At 70.4% G+C, this 20,434-nt stretch carries 18 protein-coding genes; 5 read left to right on the top strand and 13 right to left on the bottom strand.

The features are described 5' to 3' along the window. Nucleotides 1–5 precede the first annotated feature (5 nt). Nucleotides 6–1,319 carry a glycoside hydrolase family 36 protein gene (locus JIX55_RS19805; protein WP_257564641.1) on the top strand — a complete coding sequence of 438 codons (1,314 nt, stop codon included), beginning with the start codon at nt 6–8 and terminating at the stop codon, nt 1,317–1,319. Next, on the top strand, nt 1,316–3,340 hold the full coding sequence (locus JIX55_RS19800) for a beta-galactosidase (RefSeq protein WP_257564640.1): 2,025 nt from the start codon (nt 1,316–1,318) through the stop codon (nt 3,338–3,340). The genes JIX55_RS19805 and JIX55_RS19800 overlap by 4 nt, the downstream gene beginning before the upstream one ends. A gap of 59 nt (nt 3,341–3,399) precedes the next feature. Here the strand turns inward: JIX55_RS19800 and JIX55_RS19795 are convergent, their stop codons facing one another. The 8 genes from JIX55_RS19795 to JIX55_RS19760 all read right to left on the bottom strand — a co-directional run bounded on the left by JIX55_RS19795 (nt 3,400) and on the right by JIX55_RS19760 (nt 13,116). Further along, the gene (locus JIX55_RS19795; protein WP_257564639.1) at nt 3,400–4,047 is read right to left on the bottom strand and encodes an NAD(P)H-binding protein; all 648 of its coding nucleotides are present in this window, start codon (nt 4,045–4,047) and stop codon (nt 3,400–3,402) included. 63 nt (nt 4,048–4,110) lie between these two features. Next, nucleotides 4,111–5,091 carry an aldo/keto reductase gene (locus JIX55_RS19790; RefSeq protein WP_257564638.1) on the bottom strand — a complete coding sequence of 327 codons (981 nt, stop codon included), beginning with the start codon at nt 5,089–5,091 and terminating at the stop codon, nt 4,111–4,113. Between the two features lie 71 nt (nt 5,092–5,162). Continuing rightward, nucleotides 5,163–6,239, bottom strand: coding sequence for an SMP-30/gluconolactonase/LRE family protein (locus JIX55_RS19785; RefSeq protein WP_257564637.1), 1,077 nt, complete (start codon nt 6,237–6,239; stop codon nt 5,163–5,165). Nucleotides 6,240–6,333: 94 nt separating this feature from the next. Further along, the gene (locus tag JIX55_RS19780; protein ID WP_257564636.1) at nt 6,334–8,109 is read right to left on the bottom strand and encodes an acetyl/propionyl/methylcrotonyl-CoA carboxylase subunit alpha; all 1,776 of its coding nucleotides are present in this window, start codon (nt 8,107–8,109) and stop codon (nt 6,334–6,336) included. A 112-nt stretch (nt 8,110–8,221) separates the two neighbouring features. Further along, a complete protein-coding gene (locus JIX55_RS19775; RefSeq protein WP_257569393.1) occupies nt 8,222–9,037 on the bottom strand; it encodes an AfsR/SARP family transcriptional regulator in 816 nt (271 codons plus the stop codon). 64 nt (nt 9,038–9,101) lie between these two features. Next, a complete protein-coding gene (locus tag JIX55_RS19770) occupies nt 9,102–9,716 on the bottom strand; it encodes a 4'-phosphopantetheinyl transferase superfamily protein (RefSeq protein WP_257569392.1) in 615 nt (204 codons plus the stop codon). A gap of 370 nt (nt 9,717–10,086) precedes the next feature. After that, nucleotides 10,087–11,676: an MFS transporter gene (locus JIX55_RS19765; RefSeq protein ID WP_257564635.1), complete on the bottom strand. Its 1,590-nt coding sequence runs from the start codon at nt 11,674–11,676 to the stop codon at nt 10,087–10,089. Nucleotides 11,677–11,832: 156 nt separating this feature from the next. Then, entirely contained in the window at nt 11,833–13,116 is a 1,284-nt protein-coding gene (locus JIX55_RS19760) for an alpha/beta hydrolase (RefSeq protein WP_257564634.1), read from the bottom strand. 231 nt (nt 13,117–13,347) lie between these two features. Here JIX55_RS19760 and JIX55_RS19755 point away from each other — a divergent pair, with 231 nt between their 5' ends. Beyond that, nucleotides 13,348–13,932, top strand: coding sequence for a TetR/AcrR family transcriptional regulator (locus JIX55_RS19755; RefSeq protein ID WP_257564633.1), 585 nt, complete (start codon nt 13,348–13,350; stop codon nt 13,930–13,932). A 155-nt stretch (nt 13,933–14,087) separates the two neighbouring features. On the opposite strand, the gene JIX55_RS19750 is transcribed toward JIX55_RS19755, so the two are convergent. From JIX55_RS19750 to JIX55_RS19735, 4 genes are all read right to left on the bottom strand, one after another. Beyond that, entirely contained in the window at nt 14,088–14,537 is a 450-nt protein-coding gene (locus JIX55_RS19750) for an ester cyclase (protein ID WP_257564632.1), read from the bottom strand. A gap of 165 nt (nt 14,538–14,702) precedes the next feature. Further along, on the bottom strand, nt 14,703–15,407 hold the full coding sequence (gene fabG, locus JIX55_RS19745; RefSeq protein WP_257564631.1) for a 3-oxoacyl-ACP reductase FabG: 705 nt from the start codon (nt 15,405–15,407) through the stop codon (nt 14,703–14,705). A gap of 14 nt (nt 15,408–15,421) precedes the next feature. Further along, entirely contained in the window at nt 15,422–16,084 is a 663-nt protein-coding gene (locus tag JIX55_RS19740; protein WP_257564630.1) for an HAD-IA family hydrolase, read from the bottom strand. After that, a complete protein-coding gene (locus tag JIX55_RS19735) occupies nt 16,081–17,115 on the bottom strand; it encodes an AfsA-related hotdog domain-containing protein (RefSeq protein WP_257564629.1) in 1,035 nt (344 codons plus the stop codon). Before JIX55_RS19735 ends, JIX55_RS19740 begins: the two co-directional genes overlap by 4 nt. Nucleotides 17,116–17,332: 217 nt before the next feature. On the opposite strand from JIX55_RS19735, the gene JIX55_RS19730 reads away from it, so the two are divergent. Together JIX55_RS19730 and JIX55_RS19725 are read left to right on the top strand one after the other, a co-directional pair. Further along, nucleotides 17,333–18,958, top strand: a complete 1,626-nt coding sequence (locus JIX55_RS19730; protein ID WP_443046464.1) for an acyl-CoA carboxylase subunit beta — start codon at nt 17,333–17,335, stop codon at nt 18,956–18,958. 10 nt (nt 18,959–18,968) lie between these two features. Beyond that, a complete protein-coding gene (locus tag JIX55_RS19725; protein ID WP_257564628.1) occupies nt 18,969–19,226 on the top strand; it encodes an acyl-CoA carboxylase subunit epsilon in 258 nt (85 codons plus the stop codon). A gap of 99 nt (nt 19,227–19,325) precedes the next feature. On the opposite strand, the gene JIX55_RS19720 is transcribed toward JIX55_RS19725, so the two are convergent. Next, entirely contained in the window at nt 19,326–20,375 is a 1,050-nt protein-coding gene (locus tag JIX55_RS19720; RefSeq protein ID WP_257564627.1) for a ketoacyl-ACP synthase III family protein, read from the bottom strand. Nucleotides 20,376–20,434 lie beyond the last annotated feature (59 nt).

Raw genomic sequence — 20,434 nt, 5'->3', positions numbered from 1 at the left:
GCTTCGTGCACCACCCCTTCACCCACGTGGTCTCCGTGCCCGTGGACATCAGTACGGCGCGGGTCCACGAGGAGGGCTGGCAGTCCTGGAGCCCCAGTGGCGCCTACGCCCTCGACGCGACCCCGTACCGCCCGACGAACGACAACTGGGCGACGGTCTGCTACCGCCCGGGTGTCGCCGTGCCCGCCGGTACCTTCCAGGGGGAGGGCCTGCTGGCCCTCGACCCGGGCGACGGCACACCGGTCCGCCTCTGGGCCGCACCCGACCCCGTACGTGAGGTCCCGTCCATCCGCCTGGTGGTACGGGACGGGGTCGCCGAGGTGAGTTCCGACGGCCCGGTGAAGGAGTGGACCGGCACGGACATCCAGTCGGTCCTGGGCGACTGGGCCGCCGGCCTCGGCCTGGCGGCCCCCCGCCCGGCCCCGACGGTCTGGTGTTCCTGGTACGAGTACTTCACCTCCGTCACCGAGGACGACATCCACGAGAACCTCCGTGCGATGGACACCCTCGACCTCCCCATCGACGTCGTCCAGATCGACGACGGCTACCAGCGCGCCCTCGGCGACTGGCTCACGCTCTCCGGCCGCTTCCGCTCCCGCGCGGGCATCGCCGACGCGATCAGGGCGAGGGGCCGCCGCGCCGGCATCTGGACGGCCCCCTTCCTCGTCGACCCGTCCAGCACGCTGGCCGCCGAGCACCCGGAATGGCTGGTCAAGGACTCCGACGGCGAGCCCCTGCACGCGGGCCGCAACTGGGACCACGACCTCCACGTCCTGGACACCACGCACCCCGAGGCGGCGGCGTACCTGACCGAGGTCTTCACGACCCTGCGCGCCGAGGGCTACGACTACTTCAAGGTCGACTTCCTGTACGCGGGCGCGCTGGAGGGCGTACGGCACACGCCGGTGGACGCCCTGACGGCGTACCGCCAGGGGATCGAGCTGATCCGCGACGCGATAGGCCCCGACGCCTACCTCCTGGGCTGCGGCGCGCCCGTCCTCCCCTCCATCGGCCTGTTCGACGCCATGCGGGTCAGCCCCGACACGGCCCCGCACCGCCGCCCCGAGGCGGACGACTACAGCCAGCCCGGCCAGGACCCCGCCGAGTTCACGGGCGCCGGCCGCCAGTGGCAGCACGGCCGCCTCTGGGCGAACGACCCCGACTGCCTGATGGCCCGCCCCGCCGTGGAGACACGGGAGCGCTGGGCGGCCCACGTCGAGTCGACGGGCGGCCTGATGGCGTCCAGCGACCGCCTGCTGTCGCTGGACACCTGGGGCGTGGACACAACCCGCCGCCTTCTGACAGGAGTTGCCCGATGACCGCTCGCGAACTGAAGGTCCCCGGCATCGCCTACGGCGGTGACTACAACCCCGAGCAGTGGCCCGAGGAGGTCTGGGCCGAGGACGTACGCCTCATGCGTGAGGCCGGCGTCACCATGGTCAGCGTCAACATCTTCGCGTGGGCGCTCCTGGAGCCGAAGGAGGGCGCGTACGACTTCTCCCGCCTGGACCGGATCCTGGCCCTGCTCCATGAGAACGGCATCGCGGCCGACCTGGCGACGCCGACGGCGGCTCCGCCGGCCTGGTTCTTCCGGGCCCACCCGGACGCCCTGCCGGTCGACAGGGACGGCCGCACGCTCTCGTACGGCAGCCGCCAGACCTTCTGCCCGTCGAGTCCCGCCTACCGCGAGGCGGCCCTGCGGATCGCCCGCGTCCTGGGCGAGCGGTACGCGGACCACCCTGCCGTGGTCATGTGGCACATCCACAACGAGTACGGCTGCCACAACGCCGAGTGCTACTGCGACACGAGCGCGGCAGCGTTCCGCGTCTGGCTGAGGCAGAAATACGACGACGACCTGGCGGCGCTGAACCACGCCTGGGGCACGACGTTCTGGAGCCAGTGGTACTACGACTGGGACGAGATCATCCCGCCCCGCCCGACGGGCGCGGTCCCGAACCCGACCCACCAGCTGGACTGGCGCCGCTTCTGCAGCGACGCACTGCTGTCGCTGTGCAAGGCGGAGCGGGAGGTGCTGCGGGAGGCGGCCCCGTCGACCCCCGCCACCACCAACTTCATGGTGATGTACAACTTCGACAAGTTGGACTACTGGCGCTGGGCCCCCGAGCTGGACATCGTCTCCAACGACCACTACCTCCAGTCGACGGACCCGGAGTCGCAGATCGACATCGCCCTGAGCGGCGACCTGGTGCGGTCACTGGCGGGCGGCCGTCCGTGGCTGCTGATGGAGCACTCGACGGGCGCGGTGAACTGGCAGCCGGTCAACCGGGCCAAGACGGCGGGCGAACTGCGCCGGAACGCGTTGGCCCATGTGGCGCGCGGCGCGGACGGCATCGCGTACTTCCAGTGGCGGGCCGCCAAGGCGGGCGCCGAACAGTGGCACTCGGCGATGCTGCCGCACGCGGGCACGGACAGCCAGATCTGGCGTGACGTGGTCCGACTGGGCGCGGATCTGCGGTCGTTGGCCGAGGTGCGCGGCAGTGCGGGTGTCGCCGAGGTGGCGATCGTCTGGGACTGGAGCGCCTGGTGGGCGGTGGAACTCCCCTCGCAACCGAGCGGCGAGGTCCGCTTCCAGGACCTGGTCCGCGCCTGGTACGAGCCGTTGTGGCGGTCGGGCGTCGCCGTGGACTTCGTACGCCCGGACGCGGACCTCTCCCCGTACAAGCTGGTCCTGGCGCCGAGCCTGTACCTGGTGGACGACGAGGGCGCGGCGAACCTGACGGGCTTCGCGGAGGCCGGCGGCACGCTGGCCGTCGGCTTCCACAGCGGCGCGGTGGACGAGAACGGCCATGTCCGGCTGGGCGGTTACCCGGGCGCGTTCCGCGAGGCGCTGGGCGTGCGGACGGACGAGCTGTTCCCGCTGCTGCCGGGGGAGTCGGTGGACCTGGCCGGCCTGGACGAGGGCGCTGCGGGCGAGGTCTGGTCGGAGCGGATGGCCCTGGCGGGCGCCGAGCCGATCGCGACGTACGCCTCCGGCCCGCTGCACGGCGTCCCGGCGGTGACACGTCACACGCACGGCTCGGGTACGGCCTGGTACGTGGCCACGCGCCCGGACCCGACGACCCTGGCGTCCCTCCTGGACCGCATCCGGGACGAGGCGGGCGTGAAGCCGGTGCGTGAGACCCCCGAGGGTGTGGAGGCCGTACTGCGGCGGGGGCCGGACGCCGACTTCCTCTTCCTGATCAACCACGGTGACCAGGTGGCCGAGGTCGAGGTCTCGGGTGCCGCCACCGAGTTGCTGACGGGTGGGGGTGTCGAGGGCCGGGCGGTGCGGGTCGCTCCGGGCGATGTGGTGGTCGTACGGGAACCGCGCGACGGCTGAGGCAGCCCCAGGAAGCCCGGCCGGGTTGTGTCGGCCCGGCCGGGCGGCAGGTGGTCGGATCATCGATCCGTCAGGGAGTCCAGGGCGTCGGAGATCGGCCGGCCGCCGCCGGTCACCTCGAAGGCCCGGTGGAACGTGGCGGGGTTGTCCAGAGCGGTGACGAGCACCGCGGCCAGGTCGTCCCGACTCAGGGAGCCCTCCTCGACCTCGTCCCCGACCGTGACGAGGCCGGTGGGGGCGTTGTCGGTCAGCCACGGGGGACGTACGACCGTCCAGTTGAGGCCCGAGTGGCCGAGCCGGTCGTCAGCGGCGAGCTTGGCGCGGGCTGTGTCCCGGAGGTAGCCGGGCAGGCGGGAGGGGTCCGCTGTTCCCCACATCGAGAGCTGGACCCAGCGCTTCACGCCGGCGGTCACCGCCGCGTCGACGGCCGCGACGATGCCGTGGTGGTCGATCAGCTCGGCCTCTCGCTTGTTCATGCTGCGCGTGGCGGCCGTGTTGACGACCGCCTCCGACTCACGGAAGGCATCCACGAAGCTCGGCGTGGGGGCCGCGAGATCGACGATCGCCGTCTCGACATCCTTGCGTCGCAGCCCGTCGGCCTGGGCGGCGGTGCGAACGGTGCCGTGCACCGTGTGACCGTGGGCCAGTAGCTGTTCGACGACACGTCGGCCGGTGGCTCCGGCTGCGCCGAGCACGGTGATCCTCATCTTTTCTGTCTCCTGGGAGGGGAAGGGTCGTTCGGGTTGTTCGGGGGCGTTCGCGGGTCCGGCTCAGAGGTTGACCGTCGCCATACGGGCCTCGTCGTAGCGGGCGCCGGCGACAGCCGCCGGGGGTATGCACTCCTCGACGGTGGCGAGCTGGTCCGCGGTCAGGCGCAGGGTCACCGCTCGCAGGTTCTCGTCCAGGTGCGTGCGGCGCTTGGTGCCCGGGATCGGGACGATGTCGGGGCCCTGGGCCAGCAGCCAAACCAGGGAGAGCTGCGCCGGGGTCACGTCGAGTTCGGCGGCCACCTTCTGGAGCCTCGCGACGAGGGCGAGGTTGGTGTCGAGGGCCTCGTGCTGGAAGCGGGGCGCTGCGCGGCGCGCGTCGCCGGGGGCGAGTGTGTCCGTGCCGGTGACGCCGCCGGACAGCATGCCCCGGCTGATGGGGCAGTAGGCCACGAGTCCGATACCGAGTTCGCGCAGGGTGGGCAGCAGGTTCTCCGCGACGTCGCGGGTGAACAGGGAGTACTCGTACTGCCCCGCCGAGACGGGATGCACGGCGTGCGCTCTGCGCAGGGTGTGCGGCGCGGCCTCGGAGATACCCAGGTGCCGGACCTTTCCGGCAGCGACCAGTTCGGACATGGCACCCCAGGTCTCCTCGACGGGAACCGTGGGGTCGACGCGATGCTGGTAGTACAGGTCGATGTGGTCGACGCCCAGGCGCCGGAGGGACGCCTCGCAGGCCGAACGTACGTAATCGGGGCGACCGTTGGTGCCCTTGACCGTGCCGTCCGGGGCGCGTTCGATGCCGAACTTCGTGGCCAGGACGACCTCCTCACGGCGGCCGGCGACGGCCTTGCCGACGAGGCGCTCATTGGTGAAGGGGCCGTACATGTCCGCGGTGTCCAGCAGCGTGACACCGCCGTCCAACGCCTGATGGATCGTCGCGACGGACTCGGTGTCGTCGGGCACGCCGTAGAAGTCGCTCATTCCCATGCAGCCGAGGCCGAGGGCGGAGACCTCCAGGCCCGCGAGCAGACGGTGGTCCATGTTCTCTCTCCGTGCTTCCTGAGTGGTCGGTCGGTGGGTGGACTGCGCGTCGCTTGTCGGGCACACGGACTTCAGTAGCGGCGCAGTACGAGGCCGTCGCGGGTCTGGGTGCCGCCGCTGCCGAAGAGGACGTTCAGGTTGCTGCTGAGGACGTAGTCGCCGTACGGGGTGACGGCCACGGTGGTGGGGGCCGCCTCTGGTGAGGCCTCCTTGCTGACGGTGTACGCGGTCTTCCAGCCGTCGGCGGAGCGGAGCCTGAACAGGCCGTCGATGCCGTTGGAGCGGATCGTGTTCGTCGCCGCGTAGAGCGTGCCGTCCGCCGTGAGGGCCATGCCGTCCGCTCCCGGGACGTGGTCCTGGAGGGTGACCTCGCTGAAGCGGTCCGGGTGGTCGAGGGGAATGCGGAAGATCGCACCCGTGTCGTAGCGCACCGCCAGGAGGTAGCCGTCGGGGTGGTAGACGATGCCGTTCAGGCCGACGTTGGGCAGGTTGTCGGTGATGCCCGCGTCGAGGGCCGGGGCGTAGAGGAACGTCGACTTCGCGCCGGAGGGTGTCACCTTGAAGATGTGGCCGGAGAAGGAGTCGGTGACGTACGCGTTGCCCGCCGGGTCGAGCGCGATGTCGTTGGCGAGGTGCCAGCCGGGGGCCTCGCCCAGATCGATCCGCTTCTGGAGTCTGCCGGTTCGCAGGTCGTAGATGGCGAGGCCGGCGTGGCGTCCGGCGGTCTCCGCAGTGGAGCCCACGCTGAGCAGGGCCCCCGGGCCCGCGTAGACGTCGTCGTACGTCACCAGGAGGCGGTTGCGGGCCACATCGACGCGGATCGCGCCGGTGGCGATCAGCTCCGGGTCGTCGATCAGCGTGCGCGGTACGCCGTCGGCCCGTACGACGGACACGGTGCCGTAGCGGATCGAGCCGATGAGGAAGGCCGAGCGTGTCGGGTCCCAGGCCACGCCTTCTGGGTGGATGGCGGCGCCGGACCCCTCGATCAGGGCGGGGAGCGGTGCCGTTTCCTCGGCAGAGGAGGCGGAAGTCCCGGCAGGGCCGGTTCCGGCCTGGGCGGTCGCCGTGGTGGGGAGCATCAGGGCGGCGGTGAGGGCGAGGACTCCGGGGACGACCGTCCTACGCGGCCGTCGCTGGACGTTGGGCATGGTGGTGCCTCTCTCAGAGTGGGGTGCTGGAAAAGAAGGGAAGCGAGGGAAGGAAGGACCGAACGGGTTACGGCCGCGCGTATGGAGATGCGGGTCAGTCCTTGATCTCGCAGATGGTCGCGCCGGAGGTGACGGAGGCGCCGACCTCTGCGCTCAGGCCTTTGACGGTGCCGGAGCGGTGGGCGTTGAGGGGTTGTTCCATCTTCATGGCTTCGAGGACGACGACGAGGTCGCCTTCCTTGACCTCCTGGCCCTCTTCGACGGCGATCTTGACGATGGTGCCCTGCATGGGGGAGGCGAGGGTGTCGCCGGAGGCGACCGGGCCCGACTTCTTCGCCGCGCGGCGTTTGGGTTTGGCGCCGGCCGCGAGGCCCGTGCGGGCCAGGGTCATGCCGAGGGCGGCGGGGAGGGAGACCTCCAGGCGCTTGCCGCCGACCTCGACGACGATCGTCTCGCGGTCGGTGTCGTCGTCGGTCTCGGCGGTGTCCGTGGGGGCCACGAAGGGCTTGATCTCGTTGACGAACTCGGTCTCGATCCAGCGGGTGTGGACGGTGAAGGGGTCCGTGGATCCGGTCAGTTCGGGGGCGAAGGCGGGGTCCTTGACCACCGCGCGGTGGAAGGGGATCGCGGTGGCCATGCCCTCGACCTGGAACTCTTCCAGGGCGCGGGCCGCGCGCTGCAGGGCCTGCTCGCGGGTGGCGCCGGTGACGATGAGTTTGGCCAGGAGGGAGTCCCAGGCGGGGCCGATCACGCTGCCGGACTCGACGCCGGCGTCCAGGCGGACGCCGGGGCCGGTGGGCGGGGTGAACGTGGTGACGGTGCCGGGGGCCGGGAGGAAGCCGCGGCCGGGGTCCTCGCCGTTGATGCGGAACTCGAGGGAGTGGCCGCGCAGCGGCGGGTCGTCGTAGCCGAGTTCCTCGCCGTCCGCGATACGGAACATCTCGCGGACCAGGTCGATGCCGGTGACCTCCTCGGTGACCGGGTGTTCCACCTGCAGGCGGGTGTTGACCTCCAGGAAGGAGATCGTGCCGTCGGTGCCGACCAGGAACTCCACCGTGCCGGCGCCGACGTAGCCGGCCTCCTTGAGGATGGCCTTCGACGCGGCGTACAGCTCGGCGTTCTGCGCCTCCGACAGGAAGGGGGCCGGGGCTTCCTCGACCAGTTTCTGGTGGCGGCGCTGCAGGGAGCAGTCACGGGTGGAGACGACGACCACGTTGCCGTGGCTGTCGGCCAGGCACTGGGTCTCGACGTGGCGCGGCTTGTCCAGGTAGCGCTCCACGAAGCACTCGCCCCGGCCGAAGGCCGCCACGGCCTCGCGGACCGCGGAGTCGTACAGCTCCGGGACTTCTTCGAGGGTGCGGGCGACCTTCAGGCCGCGGCCGCCGCCGCCGAAGGCCGCCTTGATGGCGATCGGCAGGCCGTGCTCCTCGGCGAACGCCACGACCTCGTCGGCGCCCGAGACCGGGTCCGGGGTGCCGGCGACGAGCGGGGCGCCCGCGCGCTGGGCGATGTGACGGGCCGCGACCTTGTCACCCAGATCGCGGATCGCCTGCGGGGGCGGGCCGATCCAGATCAGCCCCGCGTCGAGGACCGCCTGGGCGAACTCCGCGTTCTCCGAGAGGAAGCCGTAACCCGGGTGGATCGCGTCCGCACCGGCATCCTTCGCGGCCTGCAGCACCTTGGCGATGTCCAGGTAGCTGGTCGCCGGCGTGTCACCGCCCAGCGCGAACGCCTCGTCCGCGGCCCGCACATGCAGCGCGTCCCGGTCCGGATCGGCGTACACGGCCACGCTCGCGATCCCGGCGTCCCGGCACGCCCGGGCGACGCGGACAGCGATTTCGCCTCGGTTGGCGATCAACACCTTGCGCACGATGGCTCCTCGGACAGGGAAGAAGAGAAGGCGGCGCCACCGGGAACGGTGAGTGGCCGGACGGAGTACCCAGATGAATAGGTGAATCTATTCCGGACGTTCCGGAGGTTGTTCACGACGCGCGACGGAAGGGCTCACCTGTAATATCTCCCAGTATTCCTGGAAGGAAATTCATGGAGCATATTCCACTGTTGGAGAGTATTTCCTGGTGCACGAGCTGGAGCTCCGGTGAGGGGTCGAGGCCGAGTTCCTCCCGCAGTATCTTCCTGAGTTCCTGGTACGCGCGCAGGGCATCGCCCCGTCTGCCGCTGTGATAGAGCGCGGTGATGAGTTGTCCGTGCAGCCATTCATTGAGAGGGTGGCGAATGACCAGACGTTTCAGTTCGGCGGCAACGTGACTGTGCCGGCCCAACTGCATGTCGGCTCCTATCCGCAGCTGCAGGATTCGAATGTAGAGTTCTTCGAGGTGCTGTACGTGCTGAGTGAGGACCGACCCGCTCGTGATGTCGGAGAGGGCGCCACCCCGCCACAGGTCGAGGGCCTTTTTCAGCAGGTGGGACCCTTCGACGAGATTCCCGCTGCTCAGTGCGGCCTCGCCCTGTCGGGCCAGGAGCATGAAGTTCTGCGTATCCACCTGTTCCGGCAGGGCGCGCAGGACATAGCCGGTGGAACAGGTGTCGATGAGGGTGGCGGGTATTCGCTCCCCGATCTCCTGATGCAGGATTTGTCGCAGATGATAGACGTGTGTTCTCACCGTGGACAGTGCGGTCTTCGGAGGTTCCTTTCCCCAGAGTTCATCCACTATTGACCCGTGCGAAACAACGGATCCTGGTTGTAGAATCAGTAGGGAGAGCAGCTGCCTGACCTTCGGTCCGCGTGGGACGGCCAATTTCTCCGAATCCCACAGGATCTCGAGCGATCCAAGCATTTTGAAGCGAAGCATTGTGAACCCCCGTATGAGTGTTCCCTGCAATCACCTTTCGATGCAAGGGTCACACGGCTTTTTGGGTTTCCGCAAGGAAATGAAACGAAGGTTGATGTCCGGACCGAATAGATGTGTGTCGTCGGATGGTGACGGCCGTGAAGGTCAGTACATAGCCACCGGGTATGAGCAGCGCCCAGCCGAAGATGTCGTGACCCGGTGGTAAAAGGTCGCCGGAGACGCGAATGTCGAGTCGTTTTCCGGATATTTTTATCTCACTGTCGTGAAAGAGCGGCCGACGGTGCGGAGAAAGCGCGGACAAGGCTTTGTAGACGGCCTCCTTGGCCGAGAAGACCACCGAGAGGCGGCTCTCCGGCCGCCTGGCGGCGGCTGCCCAACGGGCCTCCCGAGGCGTGCAGATCAGATGGGTGGTCCCCCACGTCAGCCGGTCGGTGCGCTCCAGGTCGATGCCGACGGCGGCGACCGCCGGGTTCGTGGTGGCGACGCACGCCCCGATGTGCCCGACGCAGTGACTGATCGAGCCGCGCACCCCCGGTGGGAACAGAGGCCTCCGCCCCTCGCGCAAGACGGGCCCGGCGCGGCCGAGCGCGTCCAGGGCCCGTGCCGCAGCCCGCCGGCCGGCCACGAAGTCGGCCTGCCTGCCGGGCCCCATCCCGTGCAGCAACCGTTCCTCTTCCCGGTGGAGTCGGCCCGGGGACGACGGGACGAAACGGTCGAGTGCGAGGGCCAGCCCCTGCAGAGGGCCTGACTGGCACCTCGTGTCGTAAGAAGTGTCGTGGGGATCGTAAGGAATGTCGTACGTGGACCGGACCTGACCCGTGGACCAGGTGTCGTACGGCAAGAAGGGCTCCTGGGTGGCGGGCCGGTGGCCGAGGGGGAGGGTGGGACGCGCCGTACTCGTCGGAGGAGTCGCGCGCCAGGGCCCGTCGCCCCGCGAGGTCGACGGTGACCCGGCTGCGGGGGACGGGCGTGGCGGGCGGACCGGAGCTCGGATCGTCTACGAACCGGGCTCGGACCGCCGGCGAACAGAGGGCTCAGACGGCCGCGCTCGTGGTGGACGAGTTCTCGTCCGGTGCGGGCTGGGCGTCCTGCCCGGCGTCATCCGTGCGGTCGGTGAGGATGCGGTACATCACCACGGCACTGACCAGGGAGATCGCCGCCGCGCACCAGAGGACGATCTGGAAGCCCTCGGTGTAGCCGTCGCGCAGGAAGGCCGCGAACTGCTCCCGCACGCCGGCCTCGACCTGCGCGACCGGGCCCTCGACGTTGCCGCTGGCCACGCTGTCGGCGACGGCACGCGTGTCGAGGTCGGTTCCCTGGGCGAAGCGGCCCAGCCCGTCGGAGATCGCGTTCTGCACGAGGGAGACGAGCGCGGCGACCATACCCGCGACGGCGACGGCCTCGCTGGCCAGCCGGATGGTGTTGAACATGCCGCTCGCCATGCCGACCTTGGAGGGCGGCACGGTGCTGACCGCCGCCCCGTCCATGAGGCCGTAGATGAGACCGATGCCGACACCGACCAGCAACAGTGGCCCGGCCAGACCCAGTAGGCCAATGCCCGGGTGGACGACGGTCAGCCAGGCGCACCCGCCGGCGACGAGGACGAGGCTGAAGCTCAGAATCGAGCGCATCGAGGCCCCGGACTGCACCAGGCGGCCGGCCACCAGCGGGAAGACGAGCACCGGGGCGGTGAGCAGGAGCAGGGTCAGACCGGCCTGGCTGTCGCTCAGCCCGTTGGCACCGACGAGGTACGACGGCAGCAGGACCATCAGGCCGACGAAGCCGAAGGAGACCGCCGTGGCGAGGAGATTGACGGCCAGGAAGCCCGGCTCGGTGAAGAGCGTGAGATCGAACATGGGCCTGGTCTGCCGGCGTTCGACCACGACGAAGACGCTGAGAAAGAGCGCGCAGCCGAGGAACAGGCCCAGGACCGGCACGCTGCCCCAGCCCCACTGCGGCCCCTCGATGACGCCCAGGGTGAAGAGGAAGAGGCCGAGGGTGAAGGTGACCGTTCCGGGCCAGTCGACGGAGTTCGCCTCGGGGTCCTTGGACTCCTGGACGAACGTGAAGCCGATGAGGGACACCGCCGCGATGACGACCTGGACCCAGAACACCGAGCGCCAGCCGAGGCTGGAGACCAGCAGGCCGGAGGTCGTCGGGCCGAGGGCGAGGCCCGCGCCGATGGTCACGCCCACGTAGGCGAACGCCTTGGTGCGGGCCGCGCCGTGGAACATGTTGGCGATGACGGAGACGCCGGCGGTCATGATGCAGGCGGCGGCCATGCCCGCGACGCCGCGGGCGACGTCGAGGACGATGACGTGGCCGGCGAGCGCGCCGATCAGGCTGGAGACCGCGTAGAGGGCGACGCCGAACGCGAAGACTTTCTTGCGGCCGATCCGGTCGGCGATGGAGCCCGCCGCCATCATGAAGCTGGCGGCGGTCACGTTGTACGCGTTGACGACCCATTGCAGCGGTACGACACCCGCGTCGAGGTCCTGGCCGATCGCGGGCAGGGCCACGGGCGGGCTGCTGAGGCCGATGGGGACGATGAAGACGGCCAGGCACAGGGCGAACAGGGTCAGTCCTGCCCGTGGAGGTGCCTCAGGCGTGGCGACGGCAGTCATCCGACTGCTCTCCTTCCGAGGGTTCCGAGAAAACCGGTCCCGGCGGTTCCGGGAAGCCCGGGAGTCCGGGTGGGAATCCGGGGAGGGCGGCAGGAGGCGCGGGGGTCGCCTCCTGCCGCCCGGTCATGGCGGCGGCGTACGGCGGCTGACGTGGCGTCAGCGGCTGGTGGCGGGCAGCTCCTTCAGGAAGCGCGACAGGGTCCGCAGGAAGCGGTTGCTCTCCCAGTCCGCGTAGACGACGTCCTGGTGGGTGAGGGCGGAGTCCGAGTGGAGGGACAGCTCCGGGATGCGGCTGGCGGCGGTGACGGAGGCGGCGGCCTGGCCGGTGGTGCCGTTGGTGAGCCCGGACTGGAAGGCGTAGAGGGGTACGTCGATGTCGGCGCCGTGCTTCACACGCAGTCCGAGACGCCGGGTGACGTCGGTCTCGGTGAAGGGGAGCCCGGCGACGTAGTCGAGCAGGACCCGGCCCAGGGTGTACCAGAGCCACGCGCCGGGCCGGGGACCGGCGAAGGCCTCGGCGACGGTTGCCAGGCGCGTCGGGCCGCCTTCGGCCCAGGCACCGCTGTCCTCCAGGAGGCCGGCGTGCACCGAGAAAGACGGGTGCCCACGCTCCGCGTCGAAGAGCAGGCCCAGCAGGCCCGCGTTGGTGAGCTTCCGGTCGGTGCGGTGGGCCTCGGGCAGCCGGTCGGCGAGCACCGACGGGCCGTCGGGGTCGGCCACGGCGTGGACGGCGGCCAGCTGGAACCAGACGGCGGCGTCCTCGGGGCGGGTGCCGAGCCCTACGGTGGTGCTGGTGAAGTCCTCGAAGACGGCGCCGCCCTCGATCTGGGCGAGCCAGCCCTCGGCGGCCTCCAACGGCAGATCGAACTCCATGCCGGCGCCGGAGAACGCGTTCAGGACGCCGCCGTCGACGACGGCCAGTCCGGCCAGGTCGCGATAGCCCGGAGTGCCGTCGAAGTCCCAGGCCGCGTACAGCAGGACCGCGGTGGCGCCCACGGACACGCCGCCCAGGACCACCTCGCGGCGCCCGCCGTCCGACGCCGCGAGGATCACGCGGCGCAGGTCCTCCAGGAGGACCTCGAGCCCCCACTCGGCCGCGTACAGGTGGTCCGTGGACTCGCGTGACGTGTAGTGGCCGTCCAGGTAGTACTCGGTGGCCTCCCCGGGGCCGCCCTCGAACCCGGAGAGGTCCGCGAGGTTCTGCTCCCGGCGGTCGACCGCCCACACCTGGAGGTCGTCGGAGGCTTCGGCGAGGCTGCGCGCGGTGTGCTTGAAGACCGCGGCGCCGCCCTCGCGGCCGCCCACCAGCACCAGGACGCGACGGGCGTCGGGCCGGCCGATCTTGAGGACGCCGACTCGCTGCAGCTCCGCGGGGCCGCTCGCGGCGAAGCCCTCCTGGACCTCGTACGTCTCGATCCAGTCCTGCCGGTCCTGGGACATGGCGATTCACTCCTTCGTTGCTTCTTGAGAGCTGCATGTTCGTCGCTTCTCGCTACATCAATGTAGCTAAGAACTGAGAAGATGCAACACTAATGATGCATCTCTTCGGATTCTTGCAGCGTTGATGTACCTTTACGGGGAGGTTACGAACTCGTGGGGCGTGCCCTGCGGAGCGAGCTCCCGAAGCGAAGCGAGAAACCGGGACGAGGCACAGGGAAGGCGGACACGGCCGTGTCGGGACCCACGAGAGAACGCCCGCTGCGCGCGGACACCGAGCGAACCGTCCGCACGATCCTCGAGACCGCCGAGCGCGTGCTGAGCGAGGATCCGTCCGCGAGTCTGGGACAGATCGCGGCCGCCGCGGGCGTCGCGCGCACCACCGTGCACCGGCGGTTCGTCTCGCGTGAGGCGCTGCTCGACGCGCTGGCCTCCCACGCCTTCCGGCAGGTGGAGGAGGCGATCGACGCGGGCCGCCCGGAGACCGCGCCGCCCCTGGTGTCGCTCCACCAGGTCACCGCCAACGTCATTCAGGTCAAGAGCGGCTGGCGGTTCGCCATCAGCCAGCCCCAGTTGCGCGACCCCGAGGCCGTCGCCGCCCACGAGCGGATCTTCGCCAAGGGCCTCATGCTCCTCGAACGTGCCCTCGAGGCCGAACTGCTGCGTCCCGGCACGGATCTGGCCTGGGCGCAGCGCGTCTACCACGCCCTGATCGAGCAGGCCATCCTGGAGCGCGCCGCCAGCGACATGGACCCCGACACGCTCGCTGCCGCGGTCGTGGACACGCTGCTCCACGGGGTGGGGCCGCTCAAGCGCTGAGCCGGACGGGCCGATGGGAAACGCCGGGCCGAGCCGGGCCGAACCGGGTCGGCCGATGGAAACACCGAAGGGGGCGGCACCGGCGCGGTGCACGCCCTGTGGGCGGCACCCCGTACCTCGGGTGCCGCCCACAGGGCGTTCGCGCGTCGGGGATGTCAGGCCGTGGGGGCCGGCTTGGGTGCGCCCATCAGCGGCTTGTCCCAGGCGCCGAGTTGGCGGTACAGCTCCAGGTCGTCCCGGACCGCCCAGTGCTCGACAACCTGGCCGTCCTCGACCCGGTAGATGTGGATGTGCTGCACCCGGACCTTCCTACCGGTCGCTGGGACGCCCATGAAGTCCTGGACCTGGCGGCCCGAGAAGATCACCCGCAGGGTCGCCTTGTCGCCCTTGGCGAAGGAGTCGACTATCTCCCAACGGGCGTCCTCCCACACGCCGCGCATCCAGCGGGCGGTGTTCGCGTACGCCTCCGGGCCGCGCGGCGAACCCTCGGGAGCCTCGTAGTCGATGAACTCCGGCGCGACGAGCTTGTGCGCGACCTCGTCGATACCGTCGTTGAAGATCAGACCCATGTCCACGGCGATCTGGCGAACTTCCTCGTCCGTCACTTCGGACTCCTCTCGGCTTGCCCGGAGCCGCCGACATGCGGCACCGGGTTCTCGGTCGGGCGCGGACGGGTGCCCGCGCCCACAGGGGCGGTGTGTGAGGCGTGTACGGGGAGATACGGGCAGGCGTACGCAAGGCCGGCCGATCGGGGGTACGACCGCGGGCGTCTACTGCCCCATGGCCAGGCCACCGCCCACGGGTACGGCGGCTCCGGTGATGTAGGAGGCGCCGTCGCCCGCCAGGAAGCGGACGACCGCGGCGACCTCCTCGGGTGTGCCGGTGCGACGCAATGGCGTCTGGCTGAGCAACTGGTCCCTGCGCTTGTCCTTGACCGCCCGGATCATGTCGGTCTCGATCAGACCGGGGGTCACCATGTTGACGGTGATGTTGCGGGAGCCGAGCTCCCAGGCGAGGGAACGGGTCAGGCCGAGCATCCCCGACTTCGAGGCGGCGTAGTTCGCCTGGCCGGGGGAGCCCAGGAAGCCCATCACGGACGACACGAAGACGATGCGCCCCCACTTGGCGCCGATCATCGACCGGGCGGCCAGCCGGGCCGTCCGGAACGCCCCGACGAGGTTCGTCCGCAGGACGTCCTCGAAGTCCTCGTCCCGCATCACGGGCGCCAGACCGTCCCGTGTGATGCCGGAGTTGGCGACGAGAACCTGGACGGGGCCGAACTGGGCCTCCACCTCGGCGACGGCGAGCTCCGTGGACTCGGCGTCGGTCACGTCGCAGCGCACACCGAACAGTCCCTCGGGCGGTTCACCGGTCCGGTATGTGACGGCGACCTTGTCGCCTGCCTCGGTGAACGCGCGGGCCAGGGCGAGCCCGATCCCTCGGTTTCCGCCGGTGATGAGGACGGTACGTGACACGGTGGTCTCCTGTCTCAGACGCGGGGGGACGGCAGGGCGAGAAGTGGGCGCAGCAGGGCCGCGGCTTCCTCGGCGCCGGTGAAGTGGACGGACCGCCAGCCGGCCGCCTCGGCGCCCGCGCAGTTGGCCGCGATGTCGTCGACGAGCACGCACTCGTGTGCCGGGACGCCCGCGGCCTCGGCGGCGAGCTCGAAGATCTTCCGCTCAGGTTTGCGGGCGCCGACCTGGAAGGAAAGGATCAGCTCGTCGAAGAGGCCGTCGGGCCGGATCATCCGTCGCCACTGGTGGTCCCAGGCGGGTGGCATGTTCGACAGCAGACCCACGAAGACCCCCGCGTCGTGTGCTTCGCGCAGGAAGCCGAGCCAGGCGTGGTTGGTCCGCCGCCCCTCGAACCAGCGGTCGCCGAACCCCGACAGGTCGACGTCCAGGCCCGTACCGCGCTTCAGTTCGGCAGCCATCCGGGCGGCCCACTCCTCCTCGCTGAGCAGCGGGGTGTCCAGCGGGGCCATGATGTCGCCGCCGAACGGCCGCGCCACCTCGGCCATCGCCTCCCGGAACGCGGGAGCGGGGATGTTCTCCCGGGCGCAGAAATCCTCCAAGTCGCGGCCGACCGGAGGGGTCAGGACTCCGCCGAAGTCGCTCCACACCGCCCGCACGGCGGACCGGACCGCGCTCACGACGCCTCCCGCGTGACCGCGGGGCCCGGGAGTGCGGCGGCGGGAGAGGGAGAGGCGAACGTCAGGGACGTCTCGGCGACGACAGCCCCGTCCTGCCGGAACTCGACGAGGAGTTCGGCCGCCGCGTCCGTTCCTGCTCCGGCGCCCGCTGCGGCGTCCGTTCCCGCTCCGGCCGGATGCGGGCGTGCCGTGGCCCCCACCGGGCTGTCGAGTTCGACGAAGCGCAGGTAGCGGGCGGTGCACGCGGTCACGGCCGCGGCGGTCGGCACCCCGGCGAGGTGGGCAAGCTGACGCGCCGCCTCGGCGAGCACCATCGCCGGGATGTGGTCGTAGGAGTGGTCGAAGAGGCTGCGGTTCTCCAGCCGCGGCTCAACCTGGGCGGACACCGCACCGTCCGCCCACACGGGCTCGCCGAGGACCACGTTGAGCGGATTGACACGGCCGACCGCGGCGGTGCCGACGGCGTTGCCGCGCGCCACGGTGCCGAGGTCCCCGGTCACCGGCGGGGCCGACCTGCGCTGGAGGAAGCGGAGTTTCTGGTAGTCCTCGGCAGGCGATGTGCTGGTGCCGATCTCCACGCGGCACACGGACCGGCCGCCCAGGCGCAGGGACACATCGAAGCGCACTCCCCGCAGCCGGCCGCCGCGGCCCTCCTGACGCTCGGCGGTCCCCTCCAGACGGAGTTCGCCGGGCCGGGAGCCTGGCGTGAGCGCGTCGAGGTCCTCGATGCGGATCGACCAGTCGTTGACGAGGAACACGGTGTCGCGGGGCACCTCGAAGTACAGATGCCCGGCCGCCGTGCACGCCTGGCGGGCGGACTCCAGCAGTAACAGGAAGTCGTATGACGCCGGTTCCCGCAGATGGTCGCCGAAGTAACCATGAGAAAGGGGAAGCTGGGCACCGGCCACGAAGGCGGCGGTGCCGGACTGGTACAGGTCGGTGACGAACACCTCGGACACGGCGGCCCGGTGCACCAGCGAGCGCTCGACCGTGCGGGCGAAGCTCAGTGCGACCTCTGTCGCTGCTGTCATGGCTGACTCCTCACATTCGGTGCCGTTGAGATTCTTCGCGGCGCGCATAGAAGGCGCGTAAAGAACGCGTCGAAAGAACCCTTGACGGTTCCGGTGGGGGAGCAAGGGAATTGCTTTCCCGCTTCTTTTATTCGGCTTCCATTGGCGGGTCGCATCCTCTCGTACGACAGCGAGAACGCCGGTGAACGGCCGAATGTTACAGGGGAGTTGCATATCGATGACGGCCTTGGATGAACGCCCGACCGGCACCGCACCCAAATCCGCGCCCGCACCCAAATCCGCGCCCGCGTCGGCCGGAATGCGGGAGAGGACCGCCGGACTGCTGCGGTTGCGCGAGAGCGTGCGCGGCGGTCCGGGCGAGCGCGCGACCCAGGCGCAGCGCGCCCGAGGCAAGCTGACCGTGTACGAGCGTCTGGAGACGCTGTTCGACCCGGGGACGTTCGTCGAGATCGAGGGCTTGCGGCGGCACCGCGCCGGCGGATTCGGGCTGGAGGACCGGCGCCCCCACACCGACGGTGTGGTCACCGGCTGGGGCCGCGTGCACGGCCGCACGGTCTTCGCGTACGCCCACGACTTCCGTATCTTCGGCGGCTCCCTGGGCGAGTCCCACGCCGCGAAGATCCACAAGATCATGGACATGGCAGAATCTGCCGGGGCCCCGCTGGTCAGCCTCAACGACGGCGCGGGCGCCCGGATCCAGGAGGGAGTCACCGCCCTGGCCGGATACGGCGGCATCTTCCGCCGCAACGTACGCGCCTCCGGAGTGATCCCGCAGATCAGCGTCATGCTCGGGCCGTGCGCCGGCGGCGCCACCTACTCGCCGGCGCTGACCGACTTCGTGTTCATGGTGCGAGGCATCTCCCAGATGTTCATCACCGGCCCGGACGTAGTGGAGACGGTCACCGGCGAGAAGGTCACCCACGAGGAACTCGGCGGCGCCGACCTGCACGCCTCGGTGTCGGGCGCCGCCGCGTTCGCCTACGACGACGAGGAGTCCTGCATCGAGGACGTCCGCTTCCTGCTGTCGCTGCTGCCCGCCAACAACCGCGAGCTGCCCCCCGGTGAGCAGCCCGCGCCGGGTGTGGACGACCTCGACGAGCGCCTGCTCGACCTGGTTCCCGCCGACCCCAACCAGCCGTACGACATGCGTGAGGTGATCCGACACCTGGTGGACGGCGGGGAGCTGATGGAGGTGCACGAGCAGTGGGCCGCCAACCTGCTGTGCGTGCTGGCGCGCGTCGACGGCAACACCGTCGGCATCGTCGCCAACCAGCCGCGCCACCTGGCGGGCGTGCTCGACATCGAGGCGTCGCAGAAGGGGGCCTCCTTCATCCAGATCTGCGACGCGTTCAACATCCCCCTGCTCACCCTGGTCGACGTCCCCGGATTCCTGCCGGGCACCTCCCAGGAGCACGGGGGCATCATCCGGCACGGCGCGAAACTGCTGTACGCCTACTGCGCGGCCACCGTGCCGAGGGTGCAGGTCATCCTGCGCAAGGCCTACGGTGGCGCGTACATCGTGATGGACTCCCGCTCCATCGGCTGCGACCTGTCGTACGCGTGGCCCACCAACGAGATCGCCGTCATGGGCGCAGAGGGAGCGGTCAACGTCATCCACCGGCGGGAGGTGGCCGCGTCCGACGACCCGGAGACCACACGCCGGATCCTGACGCAGGAGTACCGCGACACCCTGATGCACCCCTACTACGCGGCCGAGCGCGGCCTGGTCGACGACGTCATCGACCCACGGCGCACCCGTGCGGTCGTTGCCGAGGCGCTGCGGATCCTGCGTACCAAGCAGGAACGGCTTGTGCCGCGCAAGCACGGCAACCCGCCGATGTGAGGGGATTCCGATGAAGACGACGAAGACGACGAAGACGACGAAGACGACGAAGACGAAGAAGACGACGAAGATGGTGAAGATGGTGAAGGTACGGATTGTGCGGGGCGCTCCGACCGACGAGGAACTCGCCGCGGCCACCGCCGTGTTGCGCGCACTGTCGACCGCCGAACCGGCCGCCGGCGCGCGGGAGGAGCACCTCGTCACACCGGGCTGGCAGCGCTCGGCCCACCATGTCCCCGCAGGGGCGTGGCGGGCCGTTTCCCACTGACATTGATCGAGCCGATCGAGCCGATCGAGCGCCGCCGGCGACGGCACAGCCCCGCGCCCTGTGCCCCGCGCCCCTCACGGGGCACGGGGACCCCGGCGTTCACGCGCTCCGTGCCTCCCGAGCCTCCACCACCGCACACGACCACGTGAATCCGGCTCCCGCGTTGAGCAGCACCGCGAACTCGCCCGCGGCCAGAGCCCGGCGGCGCAGCAGTTCGCTCAGGCTCGCCGCGAGGTCGCCCGTTCCCAGATGGCCGGTCTCGGCACCCCAGTCGACCACGGGCGCGGAAAGCAGCGCGTCGAGCGTCGGCACCCAGGCCGTACGCAGGGTCTTCCTGCCCAGCCGGGGCAGCACCGCCAGCCGTATCCGGGGGTCGTCGGGTGCGACTCCGGCGTCCTGGAGGGCCCGTTCCAGGACGTGGCGGATCATGTCGTGGTTGACCTTGTTGAAGGACTCCACTCCGTGCTCACGCAGATAGAACCGCTTGGTCCGGCGCATGTCGACGACCGGGGAGTTGTCCCTGGGGACCCGGGCGAACGGGTCCGCGCCCCGGTGCATGGCCTCCAGATGCGGTGCGGCGGCGCTGTGCAGTGAGCGCAGCAGGAGCGGGTCGTCCGGGGCGGCCGGCTGCCGGAGCAGCACCGCTGTGCCCGCGTCGCCGTAGGCCGCGCCGTAGTCGCTGCGCCACCGGTCGAAACCGGGGCCGGAGAAGCGGTCGGCGGTGGTGACCAGGGCGCGCCGTACACCGGTCTCCAGGGACATGCGGGCGACGGCCAGCTCCAGTGCGGCCGCGCCGCCATTGCAGATCTGTCGCACGCCCACCGGCAGGGCCGCGAGCGCCCCCAACTGGTCGGCGATGTAGTGCGGGGCGGACCACAGGTCGTGGCCCTGGTAGTACATCCAGGAGTGGCAGAGCAAAGCCAGCTCGCCGGGGGCCACATCGGAGCCGAGCAGGGCCTCGGACGCGGCGCGGACCGCCATCGCAGGGGCCGGCAGGTCGTCATCGGCGACCGGCAGATGACGGTGTCCCAGGTCCTGGGCCACGCGTGCCTCCAGCCGACCTTCGGCGATCGCGTCCGCGGCGGTGTCACGCGGGACCGGGAGCCAGAGCGCTGCTGCGGTGACACCCACGGGAACGGGCGGTCTCATAACTGAAGCCCCTTCGACTCGACAGCTGGACGAGCTGGACAAGGTGGACGCCACCGTCA

The organism is Streptomyces sp. DSM 40750 (assembly GCF_024612035.1).
Classification (GTDB): domain Bacteria; phylum Actinomycetota; class Actinomycetes; order Streptomycetales; family Streptomycetaceae; genus Streptomyces.
Note: the sequence above shows the minus strand (reverse complement) of the source record. Positions and strands in the feature narration are given on the sequence as shown.

Bases quoted from the DNA above. Each gene is read 5' to 3' on its own strand.
- JIX55_RS19795 (WP_257564639.1), bottom strand. From the start codon at position 4,047: ATGAGGATCACCGTGCTCGGCGCAGCCGGAGCCACCGGCCGACGTGTC.
- JIX55_RS19735 (WP_257564629.1), bottom strand. From the start codon at position 17,115: ATGACAGCAGCGACAGAGGTCGCACTGAGCTTCGCCCGCACGGTCGAG.
- JIX55_RS19720 (WP_257564627.1), bottom strand. From the start codon at position 20,375: ATGAGACCGCCCGTTCCCGTGGGTGTCACCGCAGCAGCGCTCTGGCTC.
- JIX55_RS19760 (WP_257564634.1), bottom strand. From the start codon at position 13,116: ATGTCCCAGGACCGGCAGGACTGGATCGAGACGTACGAGGTCCAGGAG.
- JIX55_RS19730 (WP_443046464.1), top strand. From the start codon at position 17,333: ATGACGGCCTTGGATGAACGCCCGACCGGCACCGCACCCAAATCCGCG.
- JIX55_RS19785 (WP_257564637.1), bottom strand. From the start codon at position 6,239: ATGCCCAACGTCCAGCGACGGCCGCGTAGGACGGTCGTCCCCGGAGTC.
- JIX55_RS19775 (WP_257569393.1), bottom strand. From the start codon at position 9,037: ATGCTTGGATCGCTCGAGATCCTGTGGGATTCGGAGAAATTGGCCGTC.
- JIX55_RS19725 (WP_257564628.1), top strand. From the start codon at position 18,969: ATGAAGACGACGAAGACGACGAAGACGACGAAGACGACGAAGACGAAG.
- JIX55_RS19800 (WP_257564640.1), top strand. From the start codon at position 1,316: ATGACCGCTCGCGAACTGAAGGTCCCCGGCATCGCCTACGGCGGTGAC.
- JIX55_RS19765 (WP_257564635.1), bottom strand. From the start codon at position 11,676: ATGACTGCCGTCGCCACGCCTGAGGCACCTCCACGGGCAGGACTGACC.
- JIX55_RS19790 (WP_257564638.1), bottom strand. From the start codon at position 5,091: ATGGACCACCGTCTGCTCGCGGGCCTGGAGGTCTCCGCCCTCGGCCTC.